The organism is [Clostridium] hylemonae DSM 15053, assembly GCF_008281175.1.
Taxonomy (GTDB): Bacteria; Bacillota; Clostridia; order Lachnospirales; family Lachnospiraceae; genus Extibacter; species Extibacter hylemonae.
This window is the reverse complement of sequence record NZ_CP036524.1, coordinates 530,376-551,939: the sequence shown is the minus strand read 5'-3', so window position 1 is coordinate 551,939 and position 21,564 is coordinate 530,376. Positions and strand designations below refer to the sequence as shown.

The window sequence follows — 21,564 nt, the reverse complement described above, 5'->3', positions numbered from 1 at the left end:
TTGTCTATGCATCCCCGAAACTGATCCCTGTAAGCTTTGCTTCTTTAATGATATCACTTGTCGGAGTTACATATTTTAGTTTTCCTGCAACCTCGGCCAGCGGAACACGGACAGTCTCATTATTCCTCACCGCCACCATGTTGCCGAAATCTCCATCCATGATCGCCTCTGCCGCCGCAGCGCCAAGCCTCGTCGCCAGCACACGGTCATACGCGCACGGTGAGCCGCCTCTCTGCGTATGGCCCGGCACCGTAATACGAACCTCCTGGTCTGTCTTTTTCTGGATCTTCTCAGAAATCTCATAAGCCACAGAAGGATACGAATTCTTCGCCTGCTTAGCCTTAAGCTCCTTCTTGGAAAGGCTTGCATCTTCCTTTGATATGGCGCCCTCGGCTACCGCAATGATCGTAAAACGCTTTCCGGCGTCTTTCCTCTTATTGATCGCATCCACTACCACATCAATATCATACGGGATCTCAGGGAGCAGAATAATATCCGCACCGCCCGCAATACCTGCATGAAGCGTGACCCATCCTACCTTATGGCCCATAACTTCAATAATAAACACCCTGCTGTGAGAAGTTGCGGTCGTGTGTATCCGGTCAATCGTGTCTGTGGCAATGTCGACCGCACTCTGGAAACCGAACGTCATATCCGTCCCCCAGAGGTCGTTGTCGATCGTCTTCGGAAGCGTTATCACATTGAGCCCTTCTTCGCGCAGCATATTTGCCGTCTTATGAGTCCCGTTGCCGCCAAGCACAACAAGGCAGTTCAGGTTCAGCTTGTGATAAGTGTGCTTCATGGCCTCTACTTTATCAAGCCCGTCCTCATCCGGCACCCGCATCATCTTGAACGGCTGCCTGGACGTCCCGAGAATCGTTCCTCCCAAAGTCAGTATCCCTGAAAAATCTTTGGAAGTCAGCATTTTAAAATTAGAATATATTAAACCTTTATAACCTTCCTGGAATCCATAAATCTCAACATTCTGTATCTTAGAACAAATTCCTTTGACCACCCCGCGCATGGCGGCGTTCAATGCCTGGCAGTCTCCACCGCTTGTAAGCATTCCTATTCGAAACATATACCCACTCCTTTCTGTGCATACTTATAAGTATTATAACCCATTTCCGGCGCGAAGACAATTAGGGACACCCTGAATTTGGCTGGGGACGGGGGAAATTTAAATTTCCCCCGTCCCCAGCCAAATTCAGGGTGTCCCTAATCGCATATAAAGTGCTATAATATAGCATATTGTATATTATGAATAAACAGAAAGCAGGGAAAATATGGATAAACTAGATATCAAACTCTGGTCGCTCGCTGCCAAGGGGCAGATCGTACCAGACCGTTCTCTTTTGAAAACGCCGGATCAGATCGAGGCCATCAAAAAAAGCGCTGCTCTGAATACGGCAGTGCTTGATCATGTTGCGGCTCATATTTGTGAAGGTATGAATACAGCAGAAATCGACCGGCTCGTGTATGACTATACAACAGCGCACGGCGGGATTCCGGCGCCGCTGAATTACCAGGGGTTCCCGAAGAGTGTCTGCACTTCTGTCAATAATGTCGTCTGCCACGGGATTCCGGATGAAAATGAGATTCTTAAAAATGGAGATATAATTAATGTAGATGTGTCCACGATACTGGACGGATATTTTTCCGACGCCTCCAGAATGTTCACCATCGGCAGCATCTCCGGGCGTGCCGCAAAAATCGTGAAAGTGACAGAGGAATGTGTAGAACTCGGATTAAAGGAAGCGAAACCGTGGGGCCATCTCGGCGATATCGCCAGTGCGATCAACACACACGCCCGGCAAAATGGCTATTCTGTAGTGGAAGACATCGGCGGACACGGAATCGGACTTGAATTCCACGAAGACCCGTATGTAAGCTATGTCACACCAAAGGGCAGTGAAATGGTGCTCGTCCCCGGAATGATGTTTACAATAGAACCTATGATAAATGAAGGCGGCCCGGACTTTTATGTAGATGAAAAAAATGGCTGGACCGTATACACAATGGACGGCGGATTGTCCGCGCAGATCGAATATATGGTTCTGATCACCGAGAAAGGTGCAGAAGTTTTAACCCGGTAAAATTATTTCTTACCGGGTTTTTTTCTCAGTTTCAGCTCTATATTCTGCCCGTCTGCCGTTTCCCTGAATAACCGCACTATACAGGCAGCCTTTTCTTTTAATTCTGATCCGTCCTGCTTAGTCTCCGCCTCGGCCTGCTCTACGATCCGTCTTATATCCTGCAGTTCCAGAAGATTCACGGCCACACAGAAAAAATTCTTGCGCCTCCCGTCGTTATAATTCTCCAGCAGAAAGCGGAGTATGCGCACTTTCTCTTCCTGCTCCGCCACATAGAGATCCACCCCTGCCTGCTTTAACTTCTGAAGATCTTTCCTCCTGTTGCGGTGCGTTATAAAGGAGTCAAATTCATCGATGCCTTCATACTTACCGCACGGATAACTGCCGCATTCACAGCAATATTCCACCTTGTCATGGGACAGGCTGCATTTTGCTATCCGGCATGACTGGTTGCCCTCTCCCCCTCCGCAGCCGGGGCAGTGATCCCCCAGCCGCATAGGGCAAAGACCACAGTTCAGCCCGCAGAGCGACAACAATAAGTTATCCCTTTTAAAATCTTTCATTAACGCAGTACCTCCTGTTCCCCCGATCCTCCCGGCCGCCCATCAAATATCCGAAACATCAGATCATAAGGAATACTCAATATGTTTTCATTATAACATCATTCGACAATACAAAAACAGGAAATTCTTCAAGAGAACCATAGCTCTCTGTACATACTAAATCTCCAGACAGAGAATATCAGCGAGCCTGTCATCATACAGGGCGAGCAGCCCATAGCCGACTCCCGTATATCCGCTCATCAGACCCGGATTGTATCTTTCCTGGGGCAGAAGGCAGAAATCATTGTCTTTCAGTTTCTCATATACATACTTTAAATTTCTTTGCCTGATGTGTTCCGCCTCCTTGTCTCCTGTAAATTTACAATACTCCTGCAGCATGAGCAGATTCCCGAGACTCCCGTGGCAGAGACACATTCCCTCCCTTACGCATTTCCCGGCAAGCTTTGCAGACGCCCGTTTCACATCAAACTCGATCAGGTCCCCAAGCTCTTCCTGCTCCATGTTTGCCGACATAAGTCTGGACATGAGAATTCCACCCGCGCCATGACACCAGGCCACCGTATCCGCCAACTTCCTGTCTGCACTTTTGACTGCCCTGAAGTCCGTCCAGTTTTTCAGCCCGGGATCATAACATTTATCCTCGTAACAAAGCGCCTGCCTGAACGCCTCCATATACTCTGCCTTTTTGCACACCCGGCAGAGCGCCGCAAATGCAGTCATAATACCGGCATTTCCATGAGACATACCAAGCAGCGCCTCCTCTGACTGAGCATTTTTCCAGCACAGGCCGTCTTCGGTCTTTACCGCCGCTTTAATCAGGCGCCCTGCCGCCTCCTTCGCGCATTTAAGCCAGCCCTCATCCTCTGTGCACTCATAGAGCAGGCAGCATGCGTAAACCGCCCCTGCCAGCCCGTCCAGCAAGTCATAGTTTACATCCCTGCAGGCACATCTTACGACGATCTCCCCGTGCCTCCGGGCATATGTCAGATACTCCTCATTCCCCGTCCTCTTATAAAGAAACAGATAACCATACACGATGGACGCCTCTCCATTGTAGATCCCCGACGCCATGTCATCCGCCTTAGTCTCCCGCATGTAGTCCGTATAGGCAAATAACTGGCGGTCCAGTTGTGACGCCGCGCAGCCGAACTCCCTGCTGCCGGAATACTCGTGCAGCAGATGCAGAAAAACAGCAATTCCCATAACTCCGCTGTAGAGATACATATCTACCGGCTGAATCATCCAGCCAAGACTTCCGTCCGTAGTCACACAAGCCATGTACCATCCTTTTTCGCTGCCGTCAACATTTACCGCCCCCGCAAGAAGCCTCTCCCCTATTTCAACCGCCATCTCAAGCAGCTTATTTTTCTCATCCGGTTTAAATTCACCCGCTACACTGCCTCCGTCTTCTGTCCCCTCGTTCATAAGTTCCTTTTCCGCCTGACTTTGCAGCACAATCGTCATTTCAATCAGCTCAAGCTCGTTTGACATATCTGCTTCATTCAGATCCTGGATCCGCTCAAGCAGCATATCATAGGACGTTCTGGCAAAATACCCCTCCAGCCGTTTTCCGTCCGCATGATACAAATGCTTTTCTGAGGAAATGAAATAAAAGAACGGTATATCGTGATTCAGCAGGTCCTTTACCTCCCACTCAACGACCTGCCTGTCACCTTTACTTTCCATACTTCTTCCATACCACATCGTGTACAGATATATCTGGCGTCTCGCCCCGTCTGTCATAAGCGCCGGGTGATACGAACTGTTCTGGCACATGACATAACGCTGTGTATCCGCAAGCAGATACCGGCTCTCTACGCATTTCAGCGGTTCCGTCCACTGCTGCAGCTCCCTGCGGTTACAAAGCGCCCACATATACGCTGCTTTAAAGCCCTCTGTCATATCGTCCAGATACCGCTCCGGATCCGCCGGCCTTCCCTGAAGCACAGGTATATTGTCGTCCGGGTCAAGAACCGGATGTACATACTGTATCTGTATATCGGATGATCTGCTGTTTACGACCCGGGGCACCTTAAACGGCATCCGGCTGCCTCCCCGCCCTCCGACTCCGCTCACATTGACATTACCGCCGCCGCTTATCCACTTACAGCTCGGGAGCGCGCCGGAATACAGCACAGACTTATGCAGAAAATACTGTACCTTCTCTGTAATGTTCATTGCCTCGAACTCCTCCGGCGCGCTCATAATATTCTCCAAGTCTACAAGCACCGGATACTCGCCATGGGCAATAATATTTTCACTGTGGATATCATTCGTACCGAGCAGATAAAATACGAAAATGCACAGCCCCATTCTGCGGTAATACCGTTCCATTTCTTCCCGGCAGGCACACTCCTGATGTTTCACACATTCACAAAACCCCCAGTCACTGCCTTCTACCTTCTTCATCCGGTACATCTCCATCCCGCATCTGTTCCCCAGCTGCCGGAGAAGCTCGTGGAATACCGTTTCATTTTCCAGGCTGTGCGGTTTGTATATAACTGTCATGCCGTTGTCGAGACTTATTTTGAGCACACTCTTTCCGCCCCTGTGGGAGTCCGCGATGTCCCCTTCTATGCCGGTAATATATGTAAATGTCCTCTCCTCACAAATTTGTTCTGTGATTTCTTTGGACGCATCACTGAGCCTGTTTACCGCCTCAGCATACAGTTGAGCCGACAGCTCCACCGCTTCCGCTACACTTCTTGCCAGAACCGGGTATTTGCCGAAAAGGCTGTTTCTCCACTCCCCGGTCACCACTTGTTTTATAAAATACTCATATTCACCAGAAGCGTCCTTCCCTTCCAGCTCCCCATTTACTTTGCACTGCCGTATCTCATGTATCAAAGTTCGGATACATATTTTTTGAATCTTTGTAAACAGAGAGCGCAAATACTGCTCATATACTTCCGGCCTGCATATGTCATCCTTCACAATAAGATGTTTCAGCCTCAATATTCCCGCTGCCAGATAAGGCGTATAAAACTGAATAAAATTCTCAGACTCATATTTAGCTATAAAATCCGCTGCTTCCTGGGGAATTCCACGTTCATTACATTCATATTTATTAAAAAGCCGCGCAGCTTCCCCGCGATCCGTCTCATATGGCTGGTTCGTTAAATAGCTCTGTATTTTCGGGATGTTGGTGTATAGTTCTTTAAAAAATTCTTCTCCCATCGTTCTGTTCCAGAATTTTAGTTCTTCCGTGTCTGTCTTTGGGGGAGTATATTCTGTGTTATCGTAAGTTCGCTCCCATAGATAAGATTCTCTTGTGTCGCTCATATGCACCTCATAAGTAATCATTTTATATAATTTATAGTTTAAGAAAAGGTAAGAGCATCAAGCCCTTACCCTTTTTCAACTTAACAGCAGATTATTGTAAAGAATGTAGTACATGCTTTTGACCATGTAGAATATGGCACGCCGACTTCTTCGTCAACTAATTTCTGCATTTCTTTAAACTCCAGACTTAAATCCCCAGTAATCTCTACATTTTTCTCTTCTCTTTGCATTTTAATCTCCTCCTTTAATCAATATTTATAATCCATTCTCAAAGAATGTAATTACCACTGAAAATATATCCTCGGTATGGCTGCACTGCACCTCACCATCATATTTCTCAACTAACGTCTTCACTGATTGTAAGCCAAGCCCATGTATTGTCTTATTTTCTTTTTCAGTAATGTATTTTCCATCCTTGACTAAAACTTGTCTTTCAATACTATTTTCTATTTTAATAATGGACATTTGTTTTTTATTTCTAACTGCAACATGGATCCATTTTTCCTTTTCTTCAATTTTCTCGCATGCCTCGATCGCGTTATCTAGAAGATTAAAGAAAATAATACCTAAATCATTTTCATCAATATACTGATATGAAATATTCTCAATTTCAGTCCAAAATCTGATCCCTTTTTGATTTGACTCGTATCCCTTCAAATTAAGCACTAAATTTAAGACTTGGGAATTACAATAGGTATAATTACTCAGTTCTTCCAAAGGCTCTACTATGTCTTCCAGATATTGCTTCGCCTTTATATATTCCTCACGTTCCAAATAATTCCTTAATAGTATCATATGGTTTTTGAAATCATGATAAATATATTTGCTATTCTCATATAAATCCGAAAAATTGTCGTAATTCTTTTCAAGCAGTTCATTTTTCATTTGTATCATCTGTGACTGCATCTTTAGATAAATACTTTTAAGTTCAATAGCCATGAGTGCAATCAGTATCGCAAGACACGTAATTACAAATAAACTATCCCCCAAATTATTTTTACTGCTTCTGTCAAGCAAAGTTCTCAGAAGCCACCAGCCCCATATACAGCCAATAGTTCCAAAACCAAACAATACTCCCTTATAATCCTCAACTTGAAACCGAAACTTTTTGGCACAGTGCTGAAGGACAAAACATATAACACACAGTACGACTCTTGATACGGCGTAAATACAAATTCGTCCTAAACTTATATTATAATAGACTTTACTCCAAAAGCTTTCACCTAAAATACTTATCGAAAAAAATGAGAATCCCAAATCCAAAAGAGTTGTAAGCAGCAAGGTGTCAAAAACAAAAATAAAACTTAATAAAGCCTTTTTACGATAATAAACGAATATCCCCAACCATAATGTGGCAATTTCAGCCCCTAATACTAAGAAAGATAAAAATGCAACTCTTCTATTATAGACTACAAGGATCGCCATCAAACAAGTGCACACCGCAAAATACCCACGATGTCTCCCCACAACTTCGCCATGATAGATCAACTTATCACAGGCCCAAAAACAGACTCCGATCTCCGCCAGCGCCAGAAAGAATTGCAGTATTTCCACGATCATATATGCTCTCCCCAGTATTGGTTGATCCTCTGCTTCACTGACTTGACGTTAGCCCTGCTTATCTCCAGGACATCGCCGTTATCCATATGGACTTCATTTCTCAAAATCTTGTCAACGCGCTCTATATTTACAATACTTCCCCGTTCAATCTGTATGAAAGAAGAACCTTCCAGCTCCTTGAGGACTTTTTCCAGCGTTGACCTCTTCTTATGAATCTCATTGTCGGTCACTATGACTGTATTCTTGCCTTCTTTGTACATACGGATTATCTTCTGATGATCTATCTTTTCGTAACGTATATTATTATGTATTACGAGAAACTGCTCTGTCTTGTTTTTCAGGTTATTCTGAATCTTCTCAAGAACATACGGCAGTGTTGTCTTCATTTTGCCCTTTAAAATATACTGGTAAGCCTGAATGCTCAGGTCATAGCTGTATATGGCAAATTCGGGATGAGACGTAAGGAATACGATATACGCATTTTCCTGTACTTTTCTTATATATTTTGCCAGCTCTATCCCGTTCACACCCGGCATCTCAACGTCCAGAAGATACAAGTCATACTGCCTCTTTTCTTCCAGTTCATATTTGAGCGTTACCGGTTTTGTAAAGCATTTGATGTTGTCAAGCTGCTCCTGATTTTTCCCCATTTTGTCCACGACAATCTTGTAGACTAAATCCACGATTTCCTGATTGTCATCAACGATCGCCACTCTAATCATAACGTATCTCTCTAACCTTTATCTTTTTATCGTAAAATACCGGTTGCGGCGCATGTCCCAAAACTGTGCCCGTTCCCCCTGTATCGTCAGACGGTATTTATCCTTTGGCACAACATTTTTGCTGCTGTCCAGCTTTTTCCCGCTGTAGTAGTAATATACTCCGTCTTTTCCATTATTTACCTTCTCTATTATATCATCAATTACTTCCTGAATCGACATCGAATGTATATGAGGATTCCATCTTCCGATCATGCTCCTTACCTGGCTCTTGTTCGCCCTTATCACCGGGCAGTCTTTATACAGTTCAAGGAACAGTTCTTCCTTCTTTATGTCGAGAAGCTTTATAATACTGTCAAATAAACTGCCGTTGTCTTCGTAGCTGTTTCCCAGCTCAAGATACACCTGAATATGCGCCAGTGACAATCGCACAAACCTCTCGTCACCGGTTATCAGATACTTTTCATAAAGCCATCTTATACTACCCATAAGCACTTTACCGGTCTCAAGTCCTTCTCTCTCCAAATTCATTACGGCCAGCCGGATAGTCTCTGCGTTCTCCCTCGTATGTTTTATCATTCATTCCGTCTCCGTCTTACATGCCAACTACTTGCATATTAGTAAAGATGTATGCATATTAGTTATTTCATATTTTCTGAAAATATTGTTAAACTAATCCCAAAAGTGAAAGGAGCCATTATGGAAGAAAAAATCGGATTCAGAGTTAAGCAGGCACGGCTAAATGCCGGTCTTACGCAGGAAGAACTGGCCGAAAAGGCGAACATGTCTTCCAGCTTTATCAGCCGTCTCGAAAATGGGAAAATTCTTCCAAGCATCAAGAAACTTCTTATGCTGGCCGATATAATGAACGTAGGTCTGGAAGATTTACTCCGTGATTTTTTTCGTCATACGGGCGAGCCTTCAGATGCACTTACCGAACAAATCTTTTATCAAGTGGATATGATGACTGTTCCTGAAAAACAATATTTATTATCATTTGTTGAGTCATTTAATAACTTTATGGATAAAAGATAACACGTTTATAAACTATTTTGTATCCTTGTCTTTAAACAGTGAATTTATGTCCCCAAACAGGTATGTCCGGGGTTAATAAAAAACAGGCATTTCTGCCTGTTTTTCTTGTTTATTCTTTTTATGTCCTTATTTTTCTTCTTTGATCGTCTCCAGAACAAGCGCGGAATGGGCTCCCATATTGACGACCAGTTCCCCGTCCGCAACAAGATATTCTTCATACTCCGCCGTATGTCCTTTAGAATAAGAGTATATGAGCCGTTTCATCCTGCATTTCTCCGGCACTTCGGCCCTCCATACCGGCACGGTCACTTCCGTGAGCTCGCTTCTGTTATTGATGATCACGATGATCTGCTCCTCCTCAAGAAAGCGCCCGTATGTCAGGACATTTTCTTCCCATGACAGCATATTCAGCGAGCCCGTCCGCAGCGCTTTGTGCTCTTTGTGTATGCGTATCATCTCTTTATGAAAGGAGAGCATCTCCATATCTTCATTTCCCCACGGATACGTACGTCTGTTGTCAGGATCTGTGAATCCGCAGACACCGGCCTCATCTCCGTAATATACGGTCGGCGCCCCTACCCATGTCATCTGTATAACGACTGCCTCCCGCATGACGGCGGGATTCACATATGCCTCTGCCGCCTTGGGACCAAGCTTCTCAACGCGGCCCACCATGTGGTTTGTCCTCGTCAAAAATCTTGAGTGGTCGTGATTTGACAGCTCATTCATGGCCACCTGAAGAGACGGGGTGAGCATATTGGACATATGGTGTGAGATAGAGCCCACAAAATTGTCCGCATTGCCCGCCAGCTCTTCGCGCGCTTCATCACTGTGCTTTTCAAGACCAGTCAGAAACCAGGTGACCGGCTCCATAAATGCGTCATAGTTCATGACCGTATCCCACTCGTCGCCTCTGAGCCAGTCGCTTGGATCGCCGTAATGTTCCGCAAGTATGATCGCGTCGGGATTGGCGTCCTTTACCGCCTCTCTGAATTTCTTCCAGAACTGATGGTTATACTCATTGCTCCGGCCAAGGTCCGCCGCCACGTCAAGGCGCCAGCCGTCCACACTGTATGGTGGTGATACCCACTTGCGCCCGATATATAAAATGTAATTTTCCAGTTTTACAGAATCTTCATAATTTAATTTCGGCAGAGTATCGTGTCCCCACCATCCGTCATAGTTAGAATTATACGGCCAGTTTTCCGGCTCTTCTTTATAAAATCTAAAATAACTCCTGTACGGACTGTCCGGGGATACATATGCCCCTTTGGCATAGTCGCTCTGGCTTTCATATATTCTCTCTCTGTCCATCCATTTATTGAATGAACCGCAATGATTGAACACCCCGTCCAGTATGATCTTCATTCCCCGCCTGTGAAGTTCCTGTACCAGTTCTATAAATAACTGATTGCTGGCTTCCAGATTTCTGCGGTCTGTCGTACGTTTCTGATACTTGCCTGCCTGGGAGTTATCGGTCACGCCCTCAGGCAGGACCTCTCCTCCGTCTTCCACGATCACTCCATAATGAGGGTCTATATAATCGTAATCCTGAATGTCATATTTATGATTTGACGGAGATACGAACAGCGGATTAAAATACAGCACCTCTACTCCAAGCTCCTGCAGATAGTCGAGCTTTTGCATAACACCTTTTAAGTCTCCGCCGTAAAATTCACGCACGCCCATCGTGTCGGGATACTTGTTCCAGTCCGTGACTTTCCTGCTGTAGCCTCCGATATAAAAGTATTCATTTGACTCTACGTCATTGGACTTATCCCCATTGCAGAAGCGGTCGGTGTATATTTGATACATCACTGCTCCCTTTGCCCAATCCGGTGTGGAAAATCCCGGTGCAATTACAAAATCATAAAATTCTACAACCTCTTTTGACACACCACATCTGTTGTAAAAACAGACGTCTTCACCAGAGCGGATTTCAAAGCAATAGTGGAAACGCTCCTCATTCAGCCGCCAGTTGATCGTGTAATAGTCAAATCCGCCTCTTGTATCTGACTTTTCCATTTCGTAACCCCCAACTCTGGTTACAAGGCGGACGCATTCCACATCATCTTTGGCTGTACGGAACCTCAGCGTCACCATCTCGTTTTCCGCCGGCTCCGGCGGACTGACATAGCTTGCGGTCCCATCACAAAACAAAGCTTGTTCCTTCATGCAACTCAATTCCTCTCTATATTTTTATATATAATATATTTTTAAGCCTCAGACACCTCTCCTGTAAATAAAGACTCAAATTCATCCCTTGATATTTTTTCTTTTTCCAGCAGCAGCTGGGCGCATGCGTGCAGTACATCATCATACTTTTTGATTATGCTTCTTGCCCTGGCATAGCAGTCGTCTATTATACGTTTTACTTCCTGGTCGATAACTGTGGCAACGCTTTCCCCATATCCTCTGGACGCGTGCGCCAGGTCGCGGCCTATAAAGACCTCATCACTGTCGTCGTCATAATTGATAAGGCCTACCGCCTCCGACATACCGAATTTTGTCACCATGGATTTCGCAAGACTTGTCGCCTGTTTGATATCCTGTGACGCGCCGGTCGTGATATCATCCAGCACTTCTTCCTCAGCCACGCGGCCGCCGAGCGCAACCGTTATATCCTGCAGCATCTTTCCTCTCGTGTTAAACATCTCATCGTTTTCAGGAAGAGGCATTGTATATCCGCCTGCGCCCCCGGTCGGTATAATGGAAACACTGTACACCGGCCCTACATCCGGCAGTACGTGGAACAGTATCGCATGCCCGGCCTCATGGAACGCAGTGATCCGTTTTTCTTTCTCGGAAATGACGCGGCTTTTCTTTTCCGCCCCGATTCCGACTTTGACAAACGCTTTTCTTATATCTTCCTGTTTCAGATAGATCCGGCTGTCTTTTGCCGCAATGATGGCCGCCTCGTTTAAGAGATTTTCAAGATCCGCGCCGGTAAATCCGGCTGTAGTCTGCGCGATCTGCTTTAAGTCCACTTCCTCGCTGAGCGGCTTTCCTTTTGCGTGCACCTTCAGTATTTCTTCCCTGCCCTTGACGTCAGGCCGTCCTACCATGACCTTCCTGTCAAATCGTCCGGGACGAAGTATCGCAGGGTCGAGAATATCGACACGGTTTGTTGCGGCCATCACGATAATTCCCTCGTTCACCCCGAATCCGTCCATCTCTACGAGCAGCTGGTTCAACGTCTGTTCTCTTTCATCGTGGCCGCCGCCCATACCGGTTCCGCGCCGTCTCGCCACCGCGTCGATCTCATCGATAAATATAATGCAGGGGGCGTTCTTCTTTGCCTCCTCAAAAAGGTCACGTACACGGGAAGCGCCGACGCCGACGAACATTTCCACAAAATCAGAACCTGAGATCGTAAAGAATGGCACACCGGCTTCTCCTGCCACAGCTTTGGCAAGAAGTGTCTTTCCTGTCCCCGGAGGGCCCACGAGCAGTACGCCTTTCGGGATACGCGCTCCCACCTGAATATACTTTTTCGGTGACTTAAGGAAATCTACGATTTCCTCCAGTTCCTCTTTTTCTTCCGTCAGACCTGCAACCTGGGCAAATGTTATCTTTTTGTCCATTTCCGTGCTCAGCCGCGCCCGGCTCTTCCCAAAGCTCATGGCTTTGGCGTTGGCGCCGCCGCCCTGGCGGTTCATGAAGAAGAATATGATCAGTATACCGCCGAACATGAGCAGCATGGGAACGATCGTAGTTGTCAGCCAGCTGTCCTGCGGCACATCCGGCATCTCATACTCTATGTTCTTGTCTTTCAGATAGTCCTGAATGTCATTGACATCAGATACATAATAGTATTTTACCTCGCTGTCCGAGGTCTTTTTGTCCTTTAGCTCTATTTCCACCCGGCCTGTAGGAACATTTTTATTCTGAGAGACCACCACAGACTCTACATTGTCTTTCTCGATCACCTTCTGGAACTGCTTCCAGGTCAATTCTTTTTCTTTCTGGTCAAACTGGTTGGTGAACCACAGCGCCGCGAATAAAAACACGACAAAGATAAGCAGGGTCACACCGCTCAGCCCTCTTCCTTTTTTCTCGTTCAATGTTTATAGCCCCTTTCTACTCCACACCTTCTACTACACCGATGTATGGTAGATTTCTATATTTTTGAGCGTAATCCAGCCCATATCCCACTACGAATTCGTCCGGAATCTCAAACCCGACATAGTCAACCGTGACGTCTCTTACGCGTCTCTCCGGCTTATCCAGCAGTGTGCACAGCTTCATGCTGTTTGGATGTCTCTTGGCAAGTATGTCGAGCAGATAATACAGCGTTCTTCCTGAATCAATGATGTCCTCAACAACGAGTACATCTTTGCCTTCCAGCGCCTCATCCAGATCCTTGGCGATCTTTACGACACCGCTTGAGGACGTGCCGTCCCCGTAGCTGCTGACGCTCATAAAGTCCATGGATACCGGAACTGTGATTCTCTTTGCCAGTTCACACATAAAGAACACTCCGCCTTTTAACACACAGATAAGGTGTACCTGGCGTCCTGCATAATCTTCACTGATCTTCCTGCCTAATTCATCGATTCTCTTTGCAACTTCTTCCTCCGACAACAATACTTTAACAGTCTCTGCCATCTCTTTTTCCTCCGTCTACTTCTATTTCCAGAATTCTTTTCGTCTCTTCCGTTACCTGATATTTCTGGTTCTGCCTTACGCCCACCACCCACATAATATGATGTCCGTCGGCCGCGAGCCATATCTGGTCTCTTTCTTCCTGTGGTATTTTTTCATTGATAAAAAACTGTTTCAGCTTCTGGGTCCTGCCGTCTCTGTCAATGGTAAGGTAATCTCCCGGCTCCCTGTGCCTCATTTTAACAGTATTCTTTATTATATCATAATCAAACCATTTCGTGTAGGGGGATTTGGGAAATGTTCTCATCTCGCCTGTCCTCTCGATCACGCGGCATGTCATATGCATATCTTCCGTTTTTCCGCCGCCGGCAGACTGCCGGCCTTCCTTTGTAAAGCGGATGCCTTCGTAACACCGCACAGCCGTCACACCGTAAGGCAGACAGAGCCGTCTGCCCACCTGCCTGTGCATGAGTTCTGTTATAAGCCTTACATGGACCGCTTCTATATTTTTGCTCCTGCCCGCAGTCCGGCAGAGAATGCGGTGTATCACATACGGTCTCAGCACTTCCGGCACACGCGCAAACTCCTTCTTCAGTAGCAGACTTCTCCCCGCCCCGTCTGTGTCCACGCAGGCTTTTTCCTGCTCCGCGGCCTGTGAATCCACGTATGCTCCGAGAAGCCGCATCTGCCTTGCCGTCTCCGCCATATGTTCAGATGCCTGCGCGTTGATCTCTTTTTCCAGATAGGGAATCACCTGGTTGCGGATCTTATTCCGGGCATAGCTGTCCTCTGAATTTGTTTCATCCGTACAATATGATATTCCCCGTTCTTCAAGATATGATTCCACTTCTTTCCTTTTCAGGCATAAAAGTGGATGGATCCACACCCCTTCAACCGGCGGGATCCCGCCCATGCCTTTAAGTCCGGTTCCACGGCAGAGATTTAGAAGCAGCGTCTCCGCATTGTCGTTCTGATGATGGGCCAGCGCTATCTTCGTGCCTTGTTTCTTTCTCAGCACTTCCTTAAACGCGGCGCGGCGCACCTCTCTGCCGGCCTCTTCCACCGTCAGCTTGTGTTCAGCCGCGTATGTCTTCACGTCTTCATGATAAACTAAAAGCTCTACTTTCTGTTCGCGGCAGATCTTTTCAACGTACTGCGCATCCCTGTCCGCAGTCTCTGCCCGCAGCCCGTGGTGGACATGAACTGCCGTCACGGAGAAGCCTATCTCCTTTTTCAATTCCAGAAGCACGAAAAGAAGGCATATGGAATCTGCCCCTCCCGATACGCCTGCTATGACTCTGTCTGACTGCTGCAGCATATGATATTCTGCCGCATATTCTTTGACACGCTGATACATGTTTATCCACCAGTTCTTATATTTTCTTATCTTAAATATATAGAAGTTCCCTCTAAATTGCAAGTTTTCCTCACAGTTTCCACATCCCGACCGCCAGCACGGTCATATCGTCTATCGGGACTTCCCCCGTCCATTCCAGCACTTGTCCGAGTATATGATGCGCAAGTTCCTTCGGATTGACAATATTGGAGCCTTCTATGAAGGTACTCATAAGTACATCCTGTTCACCAACAGGAAGGGCATCCATGACTCCGTCCGTCACCATGATGATAAAGTCTCCCGACTCCAGCTCTTTTTCCACAGATTCTATCTCTATATCCTGTATGACGCCGATGGGCAGTGTCGTGGAACTGATTCTCTCCACCCCGCTTTTCCTTTTGATAAATGTTGTGGACGCGCCCGCCTTAACGAATTCACATTTTCCGCTGTACAGATCAAACAGGCTTACGTCGATCGTGGAAAAGCGCACTTCTTCTCTGCCGATGACAAGAGCGGTGTTCATCATCTGAATTGCCGTCTTGACCGGGAAACCTGCCTCCAGCAGTTCCTCAAGCATCTCTACGACCATAGTGCTCTCCCGAAGGGCGTCTTCCCCGGAACCCATGCCGTCGGACAGCGCCACTCCTTTTTTTCCCCCGGGCAGGTCTGTCATAAGGAAGGTGTCCCCTGATATTTTTTCGCAGCCTTTTCCAATCTTGGCCACACCCTGCAGCGTATGATACCTGGCGCCTTCCACACAGGCGACCGTACAGTAGTCCTCCCCGATGATCGGACGCTCCCCCTGCTCCAGCATCATGACGCGGCCTACGCATCTGCCGATCTCCGCCGCCAGCTCCTTTGTGGCTATACAGTGCCCTTTTGAGGCTTTTACCGTCACATGTATCTCATATTTTCCCTCGGCAGTCACGAAAAATACAGAGGAAAGCATGCGGATGCCAAACTTTTTCAAGTGATTTTTCAGCTTTTTCTCCAGATGCTCGTCCTCAAAAATGCCGGCGTCCAGTTCTCTTGTCGTGTACTGGATCATCCTTGCAAAACTGTTGAGCTGAATGGCGTACCCTTCCCGGTTCTGCACGATCCGGTTGTTCCAGAGCAGGATCTGCTTGGCATTTTCAAACACTTCCAGTGTCTCCCTCAGAAACCGGGGCGCTGATATGCATTTTTTCTGAAGCTTTCTCTTTATCTCTACATTCAGCTCGGCGCCGTATTCTTCTACCGTGCATAGTATTTCGTAAAGCATCTGATATGTATGTACCCGGTTTTCGCCGAGACACCATTCTTTTTTCTCGCAGTTTTCGCACACCTTGTCCGTTATTTTTACAAACATATCCTCGATCTCTTCTTTGGAGAACGTTCCTTTGTAGTCTTCCAGTGTAAGGAATGTCCTGGACAAGTGCATAAGTGAATCTGCGAACTTGTCCATCTGTATGACATAAGGGTTCAGAAACGTACCCTTTTCTTTTACTTCAGCCATGATAGCTCCCCCTTTTATTTATTGAACACAAAAAAGCTTTAGGAATATTGTTTCCTAAAGCTTCATCATCTGTGTATTATATCATCTAATCTATTTTGCCTTGAATATGATCTCACCTTCGTGGACGAGGCCGAGCTTTTCTCTTGCCACATCTTCTACATATTCATCAGTGCCTACGTAATCTTCCAGTTCGTCGATCTTGGACGCCCGGTTTTTTTCTTCTTTTATCTGCTTTTTGAGCTCTGTCTCCTGTGCGACATAAGATTTTTCCTTCGCGCGAAGCGTTATCCCGTTGATGGATACCATCACGAGTAGCAGCAGTATGACTGAACTGATAGCCAGCACACTTCTTTTGTGGCGCTGAACACGCTTTTTCTGCCGTCTCCTGCGGCTCTTTTGTTTAATTCCATTCATTGTTATACTCACCCTTTTTTCCGGCCCGCAGACCAGAATACTCACCCGTTAATCATAATAATATTATCTTTTTTTGCCTGATTTATCAATAGTTTTGGACAAATTCTTTTTGCCGCGGGCGTACATTTTTTTGTGTACTTTTTCGGCCTGCCTGATCAAAAAAGCGGCCAAAATGGCTCCAATCACAACACCTAGTATAAAGTACCACCGAATGCTACCATCACTTGTATGGTAAATTTGCACAAACAAATACAGCGCCGAGCCGAGCCAGAAAAAGAAATCCTCCACCCCTATCACGGCAAGGCTGTGCTTTACGATTTCCCTGAAACTGCTGATACATTTATATATAAGACGCACGATCGCCCCTGACAATACGGCCAGTACAAATACAATAAATTCTTCTCTGATTCCCGGCATATGCAGTTACCTGAACAGTTTGGAAAACAAATTCTCCCCTTGTTTTCCTGCTGCATGAACGTCAGAGTAAGCGATGCTGTCAATATTGCCGGACAAGTCTACCTCGCCTTTTTCCAGGCTTAAGCGGTTTACGTGCAGATCCGTCCCTTTGACCATCATCATCCCCTGCTCTGTCTCTAAAAGAATCTCATTTAAATCAAAAGATAATACATCTATAACGCCTGTCACCAGGCTGGTTTTTCTATTATTAACTACCAGCTTATGTCCTTTTTGTACTGGTCTCTCTTCCATGTGCATCACAACCTTTCTTCATAATCATATGACAGGTTGTTCTTCTTTATTACAAATATTTGAACAGGTCCTTTGCCTCTTCTTTTTTCGTCGTCTCCTGTATATCGAGCACTTCGACTTTCACTGTCTTTGTCCCGAACTGGATCTCTATAATGTCCCCCGGTTTCACCTTAACCGAAGCTTTGGCAACGCTTCCGTTTACCGTCACACGGCCGGCGTCGCACGCCTCGTTTGCAACCGTTCTGCGCTTAATGAGCCGGGAAACTTTTAAAAATTTATCCAAACGCATGATCTGTCTATGTCCTCCTGTCTATTGTGAACTAAAAAAGTAGAGAGCAGTATGCTCTCTACTTGTTAAACCGCCTTAATCCTTATGCATTAACAGCGTCTTTTAATGCTTTACCAGCTTTGAATTTAGGAGCTTTGCATGCAGCAATCTTCATTGTCTTGCCTGTCTGTGGGTTTCTGCCCTCTCTTGCTGCTCTTTCGCTTACTTCAAATGTACCAAATCCTACTAACTGAATTTTCTCACCTTTTTTAAGTTCAGCTGTAATTACATCAACAAAAGCTTTTAAAGCTTTTTCTGAATCTTTCTTTGATAATTCTGCCTGCTCAGCGATAGCTGCTACTAATTCTGTTTTGTTCATGGATAATTTCCTCCTCTTGTTTAGATATAGAATCCCTTACTAAAATTCTACTGTTTTTAAAAAACGGCCCGCGCCTTCATCCATATGGCGTTGCCCTTAGTTACTGTTATACCTTCTTTCCCTATGTTTGTCAAGGGAATTTCGCAGTTTTTGCCGTATTTCCAAGGGTTTTACCGATTATAACATGGTATTGATCATGGACAAAACTTCCTCGCCGAGCATGCGCGATTTTTCATCTGCATCTTCCAGAGACGTGCCTTTTATGCCGTAGTAAAATTTGACCTTAGGCTCTGTTCCTGACGGTCTCACGCAGAGCCATGCATCGTCTGTAAGATCATAGTAAAGTACATTGGATGCCGGCAGTCCGGTAGGCGTCACTTCTCCGGTCGTTATATCCTTGATGATATCAGCCTCGTAATCTCTCGCCTTCAGAACTCTGTAGCCCCCGACTTCCATCGGCGGATTCTTACGCAGCGTCTCCAGGATCTCCTGAATTTTCTGAAGCCCTTCTATTCCTTTTAATGTTATGGACTGGATGGAATCCTTATAGTATCCGTATCTCTCATACATGTCCACCATTGCATCCCAGAGCGTCATGCCTTTCGTCTTGTAGTAGGCTGCCGCCTCACAGAGAGCCATTGTCGCAACGATGGCATCCTTGTCCCTTGCATGTGTTCCGATCAGGCAGCCATAGCTTTCTTCAAATCCGAACAGATACTTTCCTTTTCCGGTCGTCTCAAATCCCAGGATCTGCTGCCCGATATATTTGAAGCCGGTCAGCACTTCTATAAGCCCTACGCCGTAGCCTTTTGCGATGGCGTCGGCCATGTTGGACGTTACTATCGTTTTGATAAGGTATCCGTCCTCCGGAAGCCCCTCTGCCGCCTTGCGCTGGCCGAGCTCATAATCTGCCAGAAGACAGCCTGACATATTTCCGGTGAGCACTTTATATTCGCCTGATTTTGCATCTTTTACGTATACACCGAGACGGTCCGCATCCGGGTCTGTCGCGAGCACGAGATCGGCATCTACTTCCCTGGCCAATTTCAGTCCGAGCGTAAATGCTTCTTCCGCTTCAGGGTTTGGATATGAGACAGTAGGAAATTCTCCGTCGGGAAGCTCCTGTTCTTTTACGATATAAACATTTTTAAATCCGAGTTCCTTTAATATTCTTCTGGCGGGTATGTTCCCCGTCCCGTGGAGAGGGCTGTACACAATTTTCAGTTCGCTTCCCATCTCGTCAATGGCGTCCTGATGAATGACCTGTTTTTTCAGTTCTGCGATGTAACCGTCATCTACTTGCGCGCCGATAACTTCGTACATTCCGGCAGCCTTTGCATCTGCAAGGCCCATCGTCTTTACTGTATTGTAGTCGGTGACAGCCTTTACCTCGTCCATAATTCCTTTGTCGTGAGGCGGCGTGATCTGCGCGCCGTCTTCCCAGTATACCTTATATCCGTTGTATTCCGGCGGATTGTGGCTGGCCGTGATATTGATACCCGCAATGCAGCCAAGCGCACGCACGGCATATGACAGCTCCGGTGTCGGCCGAAGTGTCTCGAACACATATGCCTTGATCCCGTTAGCGGCAAGGCAGAGTGCTGCCTCATCGGCAAATTCCGGTGACATACGTCTGGAATCGTACGCGATGGCAACGCCTCTGTCCTGTCCGTTACGTTTCATGATATAATTTGCAAGTCCCTGTGTAGCTTTCCTGACCGTATAGATATTCAGGCGGTTCGTGCCTGCTCCGATAATTCCTCTCAGACCTGCGGTTCCGAACTCCAGGTCTTTATAGAAACGCTCTTTGATCTCGCTGTCGTCTCCCGCGATTTCCCTAAGTTCGGCCTTAGTGTCTTCATCAAAATATGGATTCTCCAGCCATTCTCTGTACTTTTCAAGATATTCCATAAATAAGTACCTCCTGTCTCTTATATGCTTCATATTATACAACAGGATTCTATAAATGGAAAGAAAATATATTCTCCAAAAACCGCTTCTTTTCCTCGGTCTGCCTGATCGCCACATTCAGTTTCTCAATACTTTTCACTGATATCCACGCTTTGTTGGAGTGATAATAAGAATCTGCGATCTTCCAGAATTTTTCCGGATATATGAGCCGGTTTTTGATATACTCGGTCTCCCCGGAGGACAGCGGATGTATGGCGGAATACGCATTCAGCATATTATCGCCGAGCCGTTCTTTCCAGCCGTGCTTTTCCATAACCTTTCTGAGAAAATAATACAAATCTTCTACCTGGATATCTTTTTTAAATTTGTCAAAATTTGTCGTCGCGATCCGGAGTGGTTCTCTCGCAGAATGGCTTCCGTGCGGTCTGTAGTCCGCTCCTCTGGGCGCGTTTCTTCCGGAAACTGAAGCCGGGACAGCTTCCCCCGCAGCCGCGGCTCCTGAGAGGATGAGAATATTATGATAATTATATTCACCATGGGTCATGCATCCCCGTTCCATGCTGTCTTCGTACAATGCGTCATAATCCGAACGCTCCAGCTCCTCCAGCGCCAGGTCCGCCCACTGGTACATCTGGTCAAAGTATTTCAAAAATGCAAATTCAAATTCCCCTTTGGGCGAGAGCCCCCGCATAAATCTCCGCACTTTCTTAAGCTCACGGTTATGCCGGATATATTCCTCCCCGAGATGCGCTCCGGCCGGGGCGCCCTGCTCCAGTTCATGGCACATTACGGTGTGAAGTTTAGCAAGATTCCCTGCCGCCGCCAGCAGTTCTGCCGGTTTACGGATGTCACACTCACGTCCCTGATACCACTGCTTCAATATATATTTGCCGCCGTCCTCCGCTGTACTGACGTATTCTCCCTCCTTGTTCAGGAGAATCGGATCCGTCCATTCGTAGCCCTGGCTCTTCAGATACTCATACAGCTCGCAAAGCGCAGGAATACGTTTCTCAGAAGTCGTCACCTCCCGAAGCAGCAGAAGCCCCTGTTGTGTGTCGCATAAAATAGCACCCCTTGTCTTACGGGTGCCGGTGACATCTATATTATATTGGTCTAATACATTTAGCTCATATTCTTGCATAACATTCCCCTGCACTTTATATAACATATTCTTTCTAACGTATGATATAAAACAA

21 protein-coding genes are annotated in these 21,564 nt (G+C 46.4%); 2 read left to right on the top strand and 19 right to left on the bottom strand.

Going from position 1 to position 21,564, the window contains the following annotated elements:
• Nucleotides 1-4: 4 nt before the first annotated feature.
• Nucleotides 5-1,081 carry a 6-phosphofructokinase gene (locus LAJLEIBI_RS02605; RefSeq protein ID WP_006444589.1) on the bottom strand — a complete coding sequence of 359 codons (1,077 nt, stop codon included), beginning with the start codon at nt 1,079-1,081 and terminating at the stop codon, nt 5-7.
• A gap of 205 nt (nt 1,082-1,286) precedes the next feature.
• On the opposite strand from LAJLEIBI_RS02605, the gene map reads away from it, so the two are divergent.
• Nucleotides 1,287-2,096, top strand: a complete 810-nt coding sequence (gene map / locus LAJLEIBI_RS02600; protein ID WP_006444590.1) for a type I methionyl aminopeptidase — start codon at nt 1,287-1,289, stop codon at nt 2,094-2,096.
• A 2-nt stretch (nt 2,097-2,098) separates the two neighbouring features.
• Here map and LAJLEIBI_RS02595 read toward each other — a convergent pair whose 3' ends face one another.
• The 6 genes from LAJLEIBI_RS02595 to LAJLEIBI_RS02575 all read right to left on the bottom strand — a co-directional run bounded on the left by LAJLEIBI_RS02595 (nt 2,099) and on the right by LAJLEIBI_RS02575 (nt 8,796).
• A complete protein-coding gene (locus LAJLEIBI_RS02595; RefSeq protein ID WP_006444591.1) occupies nt 2,099-2,656 on the bottom strand; it encodes a DUF3795 domain-containing protein in 558 nt (185 codons plus the stop codon).
• A 156-nt stretch (nt 2,657-2,812) separates the two neighbouring features.
• Entirely contained in the window at nt 2,813-5,938 is a 3,126-nt protein-coding gene (locus LAJLEIBI_RS02590) for a type 2 lanthipeptide synthetase LanM family protein (RefSeq protein ID WP_040435849.1), read from the bottom strand.
• Between the two features lie 80 nt (nt 5,939-6,018).
• Nucleotides 6,019-6,168 (bottom strand): hypothetical protein, encoded by a 150-nt coding sequence (locus LAJLEIBI_RS18025; protein ID WP_006444593.1) that lies wholly within the window; start codon nt 6,166-6,168, stop codon nt 6,019-6,021.
• Between the two features lie 25 nt (nt 6,169-6,193).
• A complete protein-coding gene (locus tag LAJLEIBI_RS02585) occupies nt 6,194-7,498 on the bottom strand; it encodes a sensor histidine kinase (protein ID WP_006444594.1) in 1,305 nt (434 codons plus the stop codon).
• Nucleotides 7,495-8,220 carry a LytR/AlgR family response regulator transcription factor gene (locus LAJLEIBI_RS02580; protein ID WP_006444595.1) on the bottom strand — a complete coding sequence of 242 codons (726 nt, stop codon included), beginning with the start codon at nt 8,218-8,220 and terminating at the stop codon, nt 7,495-7,497. The genes LAJLEIBI_RS02585 and LAJLEIBI_RS02580 overlap by 4 nt, the downstream gene beginning before the upstream one ends.
• Before the next feature lie 18 nt (nt 8,221-8,238).
• Nucleotides 8,239-8,796, bottom strand: coding sequence for a hypothetical protein (locus LAJLEIBI_RS02575; RefSeq protein WP_006444596.1), 558 nt, complete (start codon nt 8,794-8,796; stop codon nt 8,239-8,241).
• 120 nt (nt 8,797-8,916) lie between these two features.
• On the opposite strand from LAJLEIBI_RS02575, the gene LAJLEIBI_RS02570 reads away from it, so the two are divergent.
• Nucleotides 8,917-9,252, top strand: a complete 336-nt coding sequence (locus LAJLEIBI_RS02570; RefSeq protein ID WP_050765557.1) for a helix-turn-helix domain-containing protein — start codon at nt 8,917-8,919, stop codon at nt 9,250-9,252.
• Nucleotides 9,253-9,378: 126 nt separating this feature from the next.
• Here LAJLEIBI_RS02570 and LAJLEIBI_RS02565 read toward each other — a convergent pair whose 3' ends face one another.
• The 12 genes from LAJLEIBI_RS02565 to LAJLEIBI_RS02510 form a co-directional block, all read right to left on the bottom strand.
• The gene (locus tag LAJLEIBI_RS02565; RefSeq protein WP_006444598.1) at nt 9,379-11,427 is read right to left on the bottom strand and encodes a glycoside hydrolase family 13 protein; all 2,049 of its coding nucleotides are present in this window, start codon (nt 11,425-11,427) and stop codon (nt 9,379-9,381) included.
• 41 nt (nt 11,428-11,468) lie between these two features.
• Nucleotides 11,469-13,316: an ATP-dependent zinc metalloprotease FtsH gene (ftsH, locus tag LAJLEIBI_RS02560; RefSeq protein WP_006444599.1), complete on the bottom strand. Its 1,848-nt coding sequence runs from the start codon at nt 13,314-13,316 to the stop codon at nt 11,469-11,471.
• 16 nt (nt 13,317-13,332) lie between these two features.
• Nucleotides 13,333-13,860 (bottom strand): hypoxanthine phosphoribosyltransferase, encoded by a 528-nt coding sequence (hpt, locus tag LAJLEIBI_RS02555; protein WP_006444600.1) that lies wholly within the window; start codon nt 13,858-13,860, stop codon nt 13,333-13,335.
• Complete coding sequence (gene tilS, locus LAJLEIBI_RS02550) at nt 13,844-15,214, bottom strand: tRNA lysidine(34) synthetase TilS (RefSeq protein WP_040435850.1); 1,371 nt, start codon at nt 15,212-15,214, stop codon at nt 13,844-13,846. Before tilS ends, hpt begins: the two co-directional genes overlap by 17 nt.
• Nucleotides 15,215-15,284: 70 nt before the next feature.
• Nucleotides 15,285-16,688, bottom strand: a complete 1,404-nt coding sequence (locus LAJLEIBI_RS02545) for a SpoIIE family protein phosphatase (protein ID WP_006444602.1) — start codon at nt 16,686-16,688, stop codon at nt 15,285-15,287.
• Between the two features lie 90 nt (nt 16,689-16,778).
• Nucleotides 16,779-17,102, bottom strand: a complete 324-nt coding sequence (locus tag LAJLEIBI_RS02540) for an FtsB family cell division protein (RefSeq protein ID WP_006444603.1) — start codon at nt 17,100-17,102, stop codon at nt 16,779-16,781.
• A gap of 63 nt (nt 17,103-17,165) precedes the next feature.
• A complete protein-coding gene (gene yabQ / locus LAJLEIBI_RS02535) occupies nt 17,166-17,519 on the bottom strand; it encodes a spore cortex biosynthesis protein YabQ (RefSeq protein WP_006444604.1) in 354 nt (117 codons plus the stop codon).
• A gap of 6 nt (nt 17,520-17,525) precedes the next feature.
• A complete protein-coding gene (gene yabP / locus LAJLEIBI_RS02530) occupies nt 17,526-17,810 on the bottom strand; it encodes a sporulation protein YabP (protein WP_040435920.1) in 285 nt (94 codons plus the stop codon).
• A 49-nt stretch (nt 17,811-17,859) separates the two neighbouring features.
• Entirely contained in the window at nt 17,860-18,099 is a 240-nt protein-coding gene (locus LAJLEIBI_RS02525) for an RNA-binding S4 domain-containing protein (RefSeq protein ID WP_006444606.1), read from the bottom strand.
• An 82-nt stretch (nt 18,100-18,181) separates the two neighbouring features.
• Nucleotides 18,182-18,490, bottom strand: a complete 309-nt coding sequence (locus LAJLEIBI_RS02520; protein WP_227056275.1) for an HU family DNA-binding protein — start codon at nt 18,488-18,490, stop codon at nt 18,182-18,184.
• A gap of 144 nt (nt 18,491-18,634) precedes the next feature.
• Nucleotides 18,635-20,368, bottom strand: coding sequence for a phospho-sugar mutase (locus LAJLEIBI_RS02515; RefSeq protein WP_040435852.1), 1,734 nt, complete (start codon nt 20,366-20,368; stop codon nt 18,635-18,637).
• A 49-nt stretch (nt 20,369-20,417) separates the two neighbouring features.
• Nucleotides 20,418-21,509 carry a protein kinase family protein gene (locus tag LAJLEIBI_RS02510; protein ID WP_040435854.1) on the bottom strand — a complete coding sequence of 364 codons (1,092 nt, stop codon included), beginning with the start codon at nt 21,507-21,509 and terminating at the stop codon, nt 20,418-20,420.
• Nucleotides 21,510-21,564: the final 55 nt, after the last annotated feature.

Bases quoted from the DNA above. Each gene is read 5' to 3' on its own strand.
- LAJLEIBI_RS02595 (WP_006444591.1), bottom strand. From the start codon at position 2,656: ATGAAAGATTTTAAAAGGGATAACTTATTGTTGTCGCTCTGCGGGCTG.
- hpt (WP_006444600.1), bottom strand. From the start codon at position 13,860: ATGGCAGAGACTGTTAAAGTATTGTTGTCGGAGGAAGAAGTTGCAAAG.
- LAJLEIBI_RS02575 (WP_006444596.1), bottom strand. From the start codon at position 8,796: ATGATAAAACATACGAGGGAGAACGCAGAGACTATCCGGCTGGCCGTA.
- LAJLEIBI_RS02565 (WP_006444598.1), bottom strand. From the start codon at position 11,427: ATGAAGGAACAAGCTTTGTTTTGTGATGGGACCGCAAGCTATGTCAGT.
- LAJLEIBI_RS18025 (WP_006444593.1), bottom strand. From the start codon at position 6,168: ATGCAAAGAGAAGAGAAAAATGTAGAGATTACTGGGGATTTAAGTCTG.
- LAJLEIBI_RS02545 (WP_006444602.1), bottom strand. From the start codon at position 16,688: ATGGCTGAAGTAAAAGAAAAGGGTACGTTTCTGAACCCTTATGTCATA.
- LAJLEIBI_RS02605 (WP_006444589.1), bottom strand. From the start codon at position 1,081: ATGTTTCGAATAGGAATGCTTACAAGCGGTGGAGACTGCCAGGCATTG.
- yabQ (WP_006444604.1), bottom strand. From the start codon at position 17,519: ATGCCGGGAATCAGAGAAGAATTTATTGTATTTGTACTGGCCGTATTG.
- map (WP_006444590.1), top strand. From the start codon at position 1,287: ATGGATAAACTAGATATCAAACTCTGGTCGCTCGCTGCCAAGGGGCAG.
- LAJLEIBI_RS02540 (WP_006444603.1), bottom strand. From the start codon at position 17,102: ATGAATGGAATTAAACAAAAGAGCCGCAGGAGACGGCAGAAAAAGCGT.
- tilS (WP_040435850.1), bottom strand. From the start codon at position 15,214: ATGTATCAGCGTGTCAAAGAATATGCGGCAGAATATCATATGCTGCAG.
- LAJLEIBI_RS02570 (WP_050765557.1), top strand. From the start codon at position 8,917: ATGGAAGAAAAAATCGGATTCAGAGTTAAGCAGGCACGGCTAAATGCC.
- LAJLEIBI_RS02515 (WP_040435852.1), bottom strand. From the start codon at position 20,368: ATGGAATATCTTGAAAAGTACAGAGAATGGCTGGAGAATCCATATTTT.
- LAJLEIBI_RS02590 (WP_040435849.1), bottom strand. From the start codon at position 5,938: ATGAGCGACACAAGAGAATCTTATCTATGGGAGCGAACTTACGATAAC.
- LAJLEIBI_RS02525 (WP_006444606.1), bottom strand. From the start codon at position 18,099: ATGCGTTTGGATAAATTTTTAAAAGTTTCCCGGCTCATTAAGCGCAGA.
- LAJLEIBI_RS02580 (WP_006444595.1), bottom strand. From the start codon at position 8,220: ATGATTAGAGTGGCGATCGTTGATGACAATCAGGAAATCGTGGATTTA.
- yabP (WP_040435920.1), bottom strand. From the start codon at position 17,810: ATGGAAGAGAGACCAGTACAAAAAGGACATAAGCTGGTAGTTAATAAT.
- LAJLEIBI_RS02510 (WP_040435854.1), bottom strand. From the start codon at position 21,509: ATGCAAGAATATGAGCTAAATGTATTAGACCAATATAATATAGATGTC.
- LAJLEIBI_RS02585 (WP_006444594.1), bottom strand. From the start codon at position 7,498: ATGATCGTGGAAATACTGCAATTCTTTCTGGCGCTGGCGGAGATCGGA.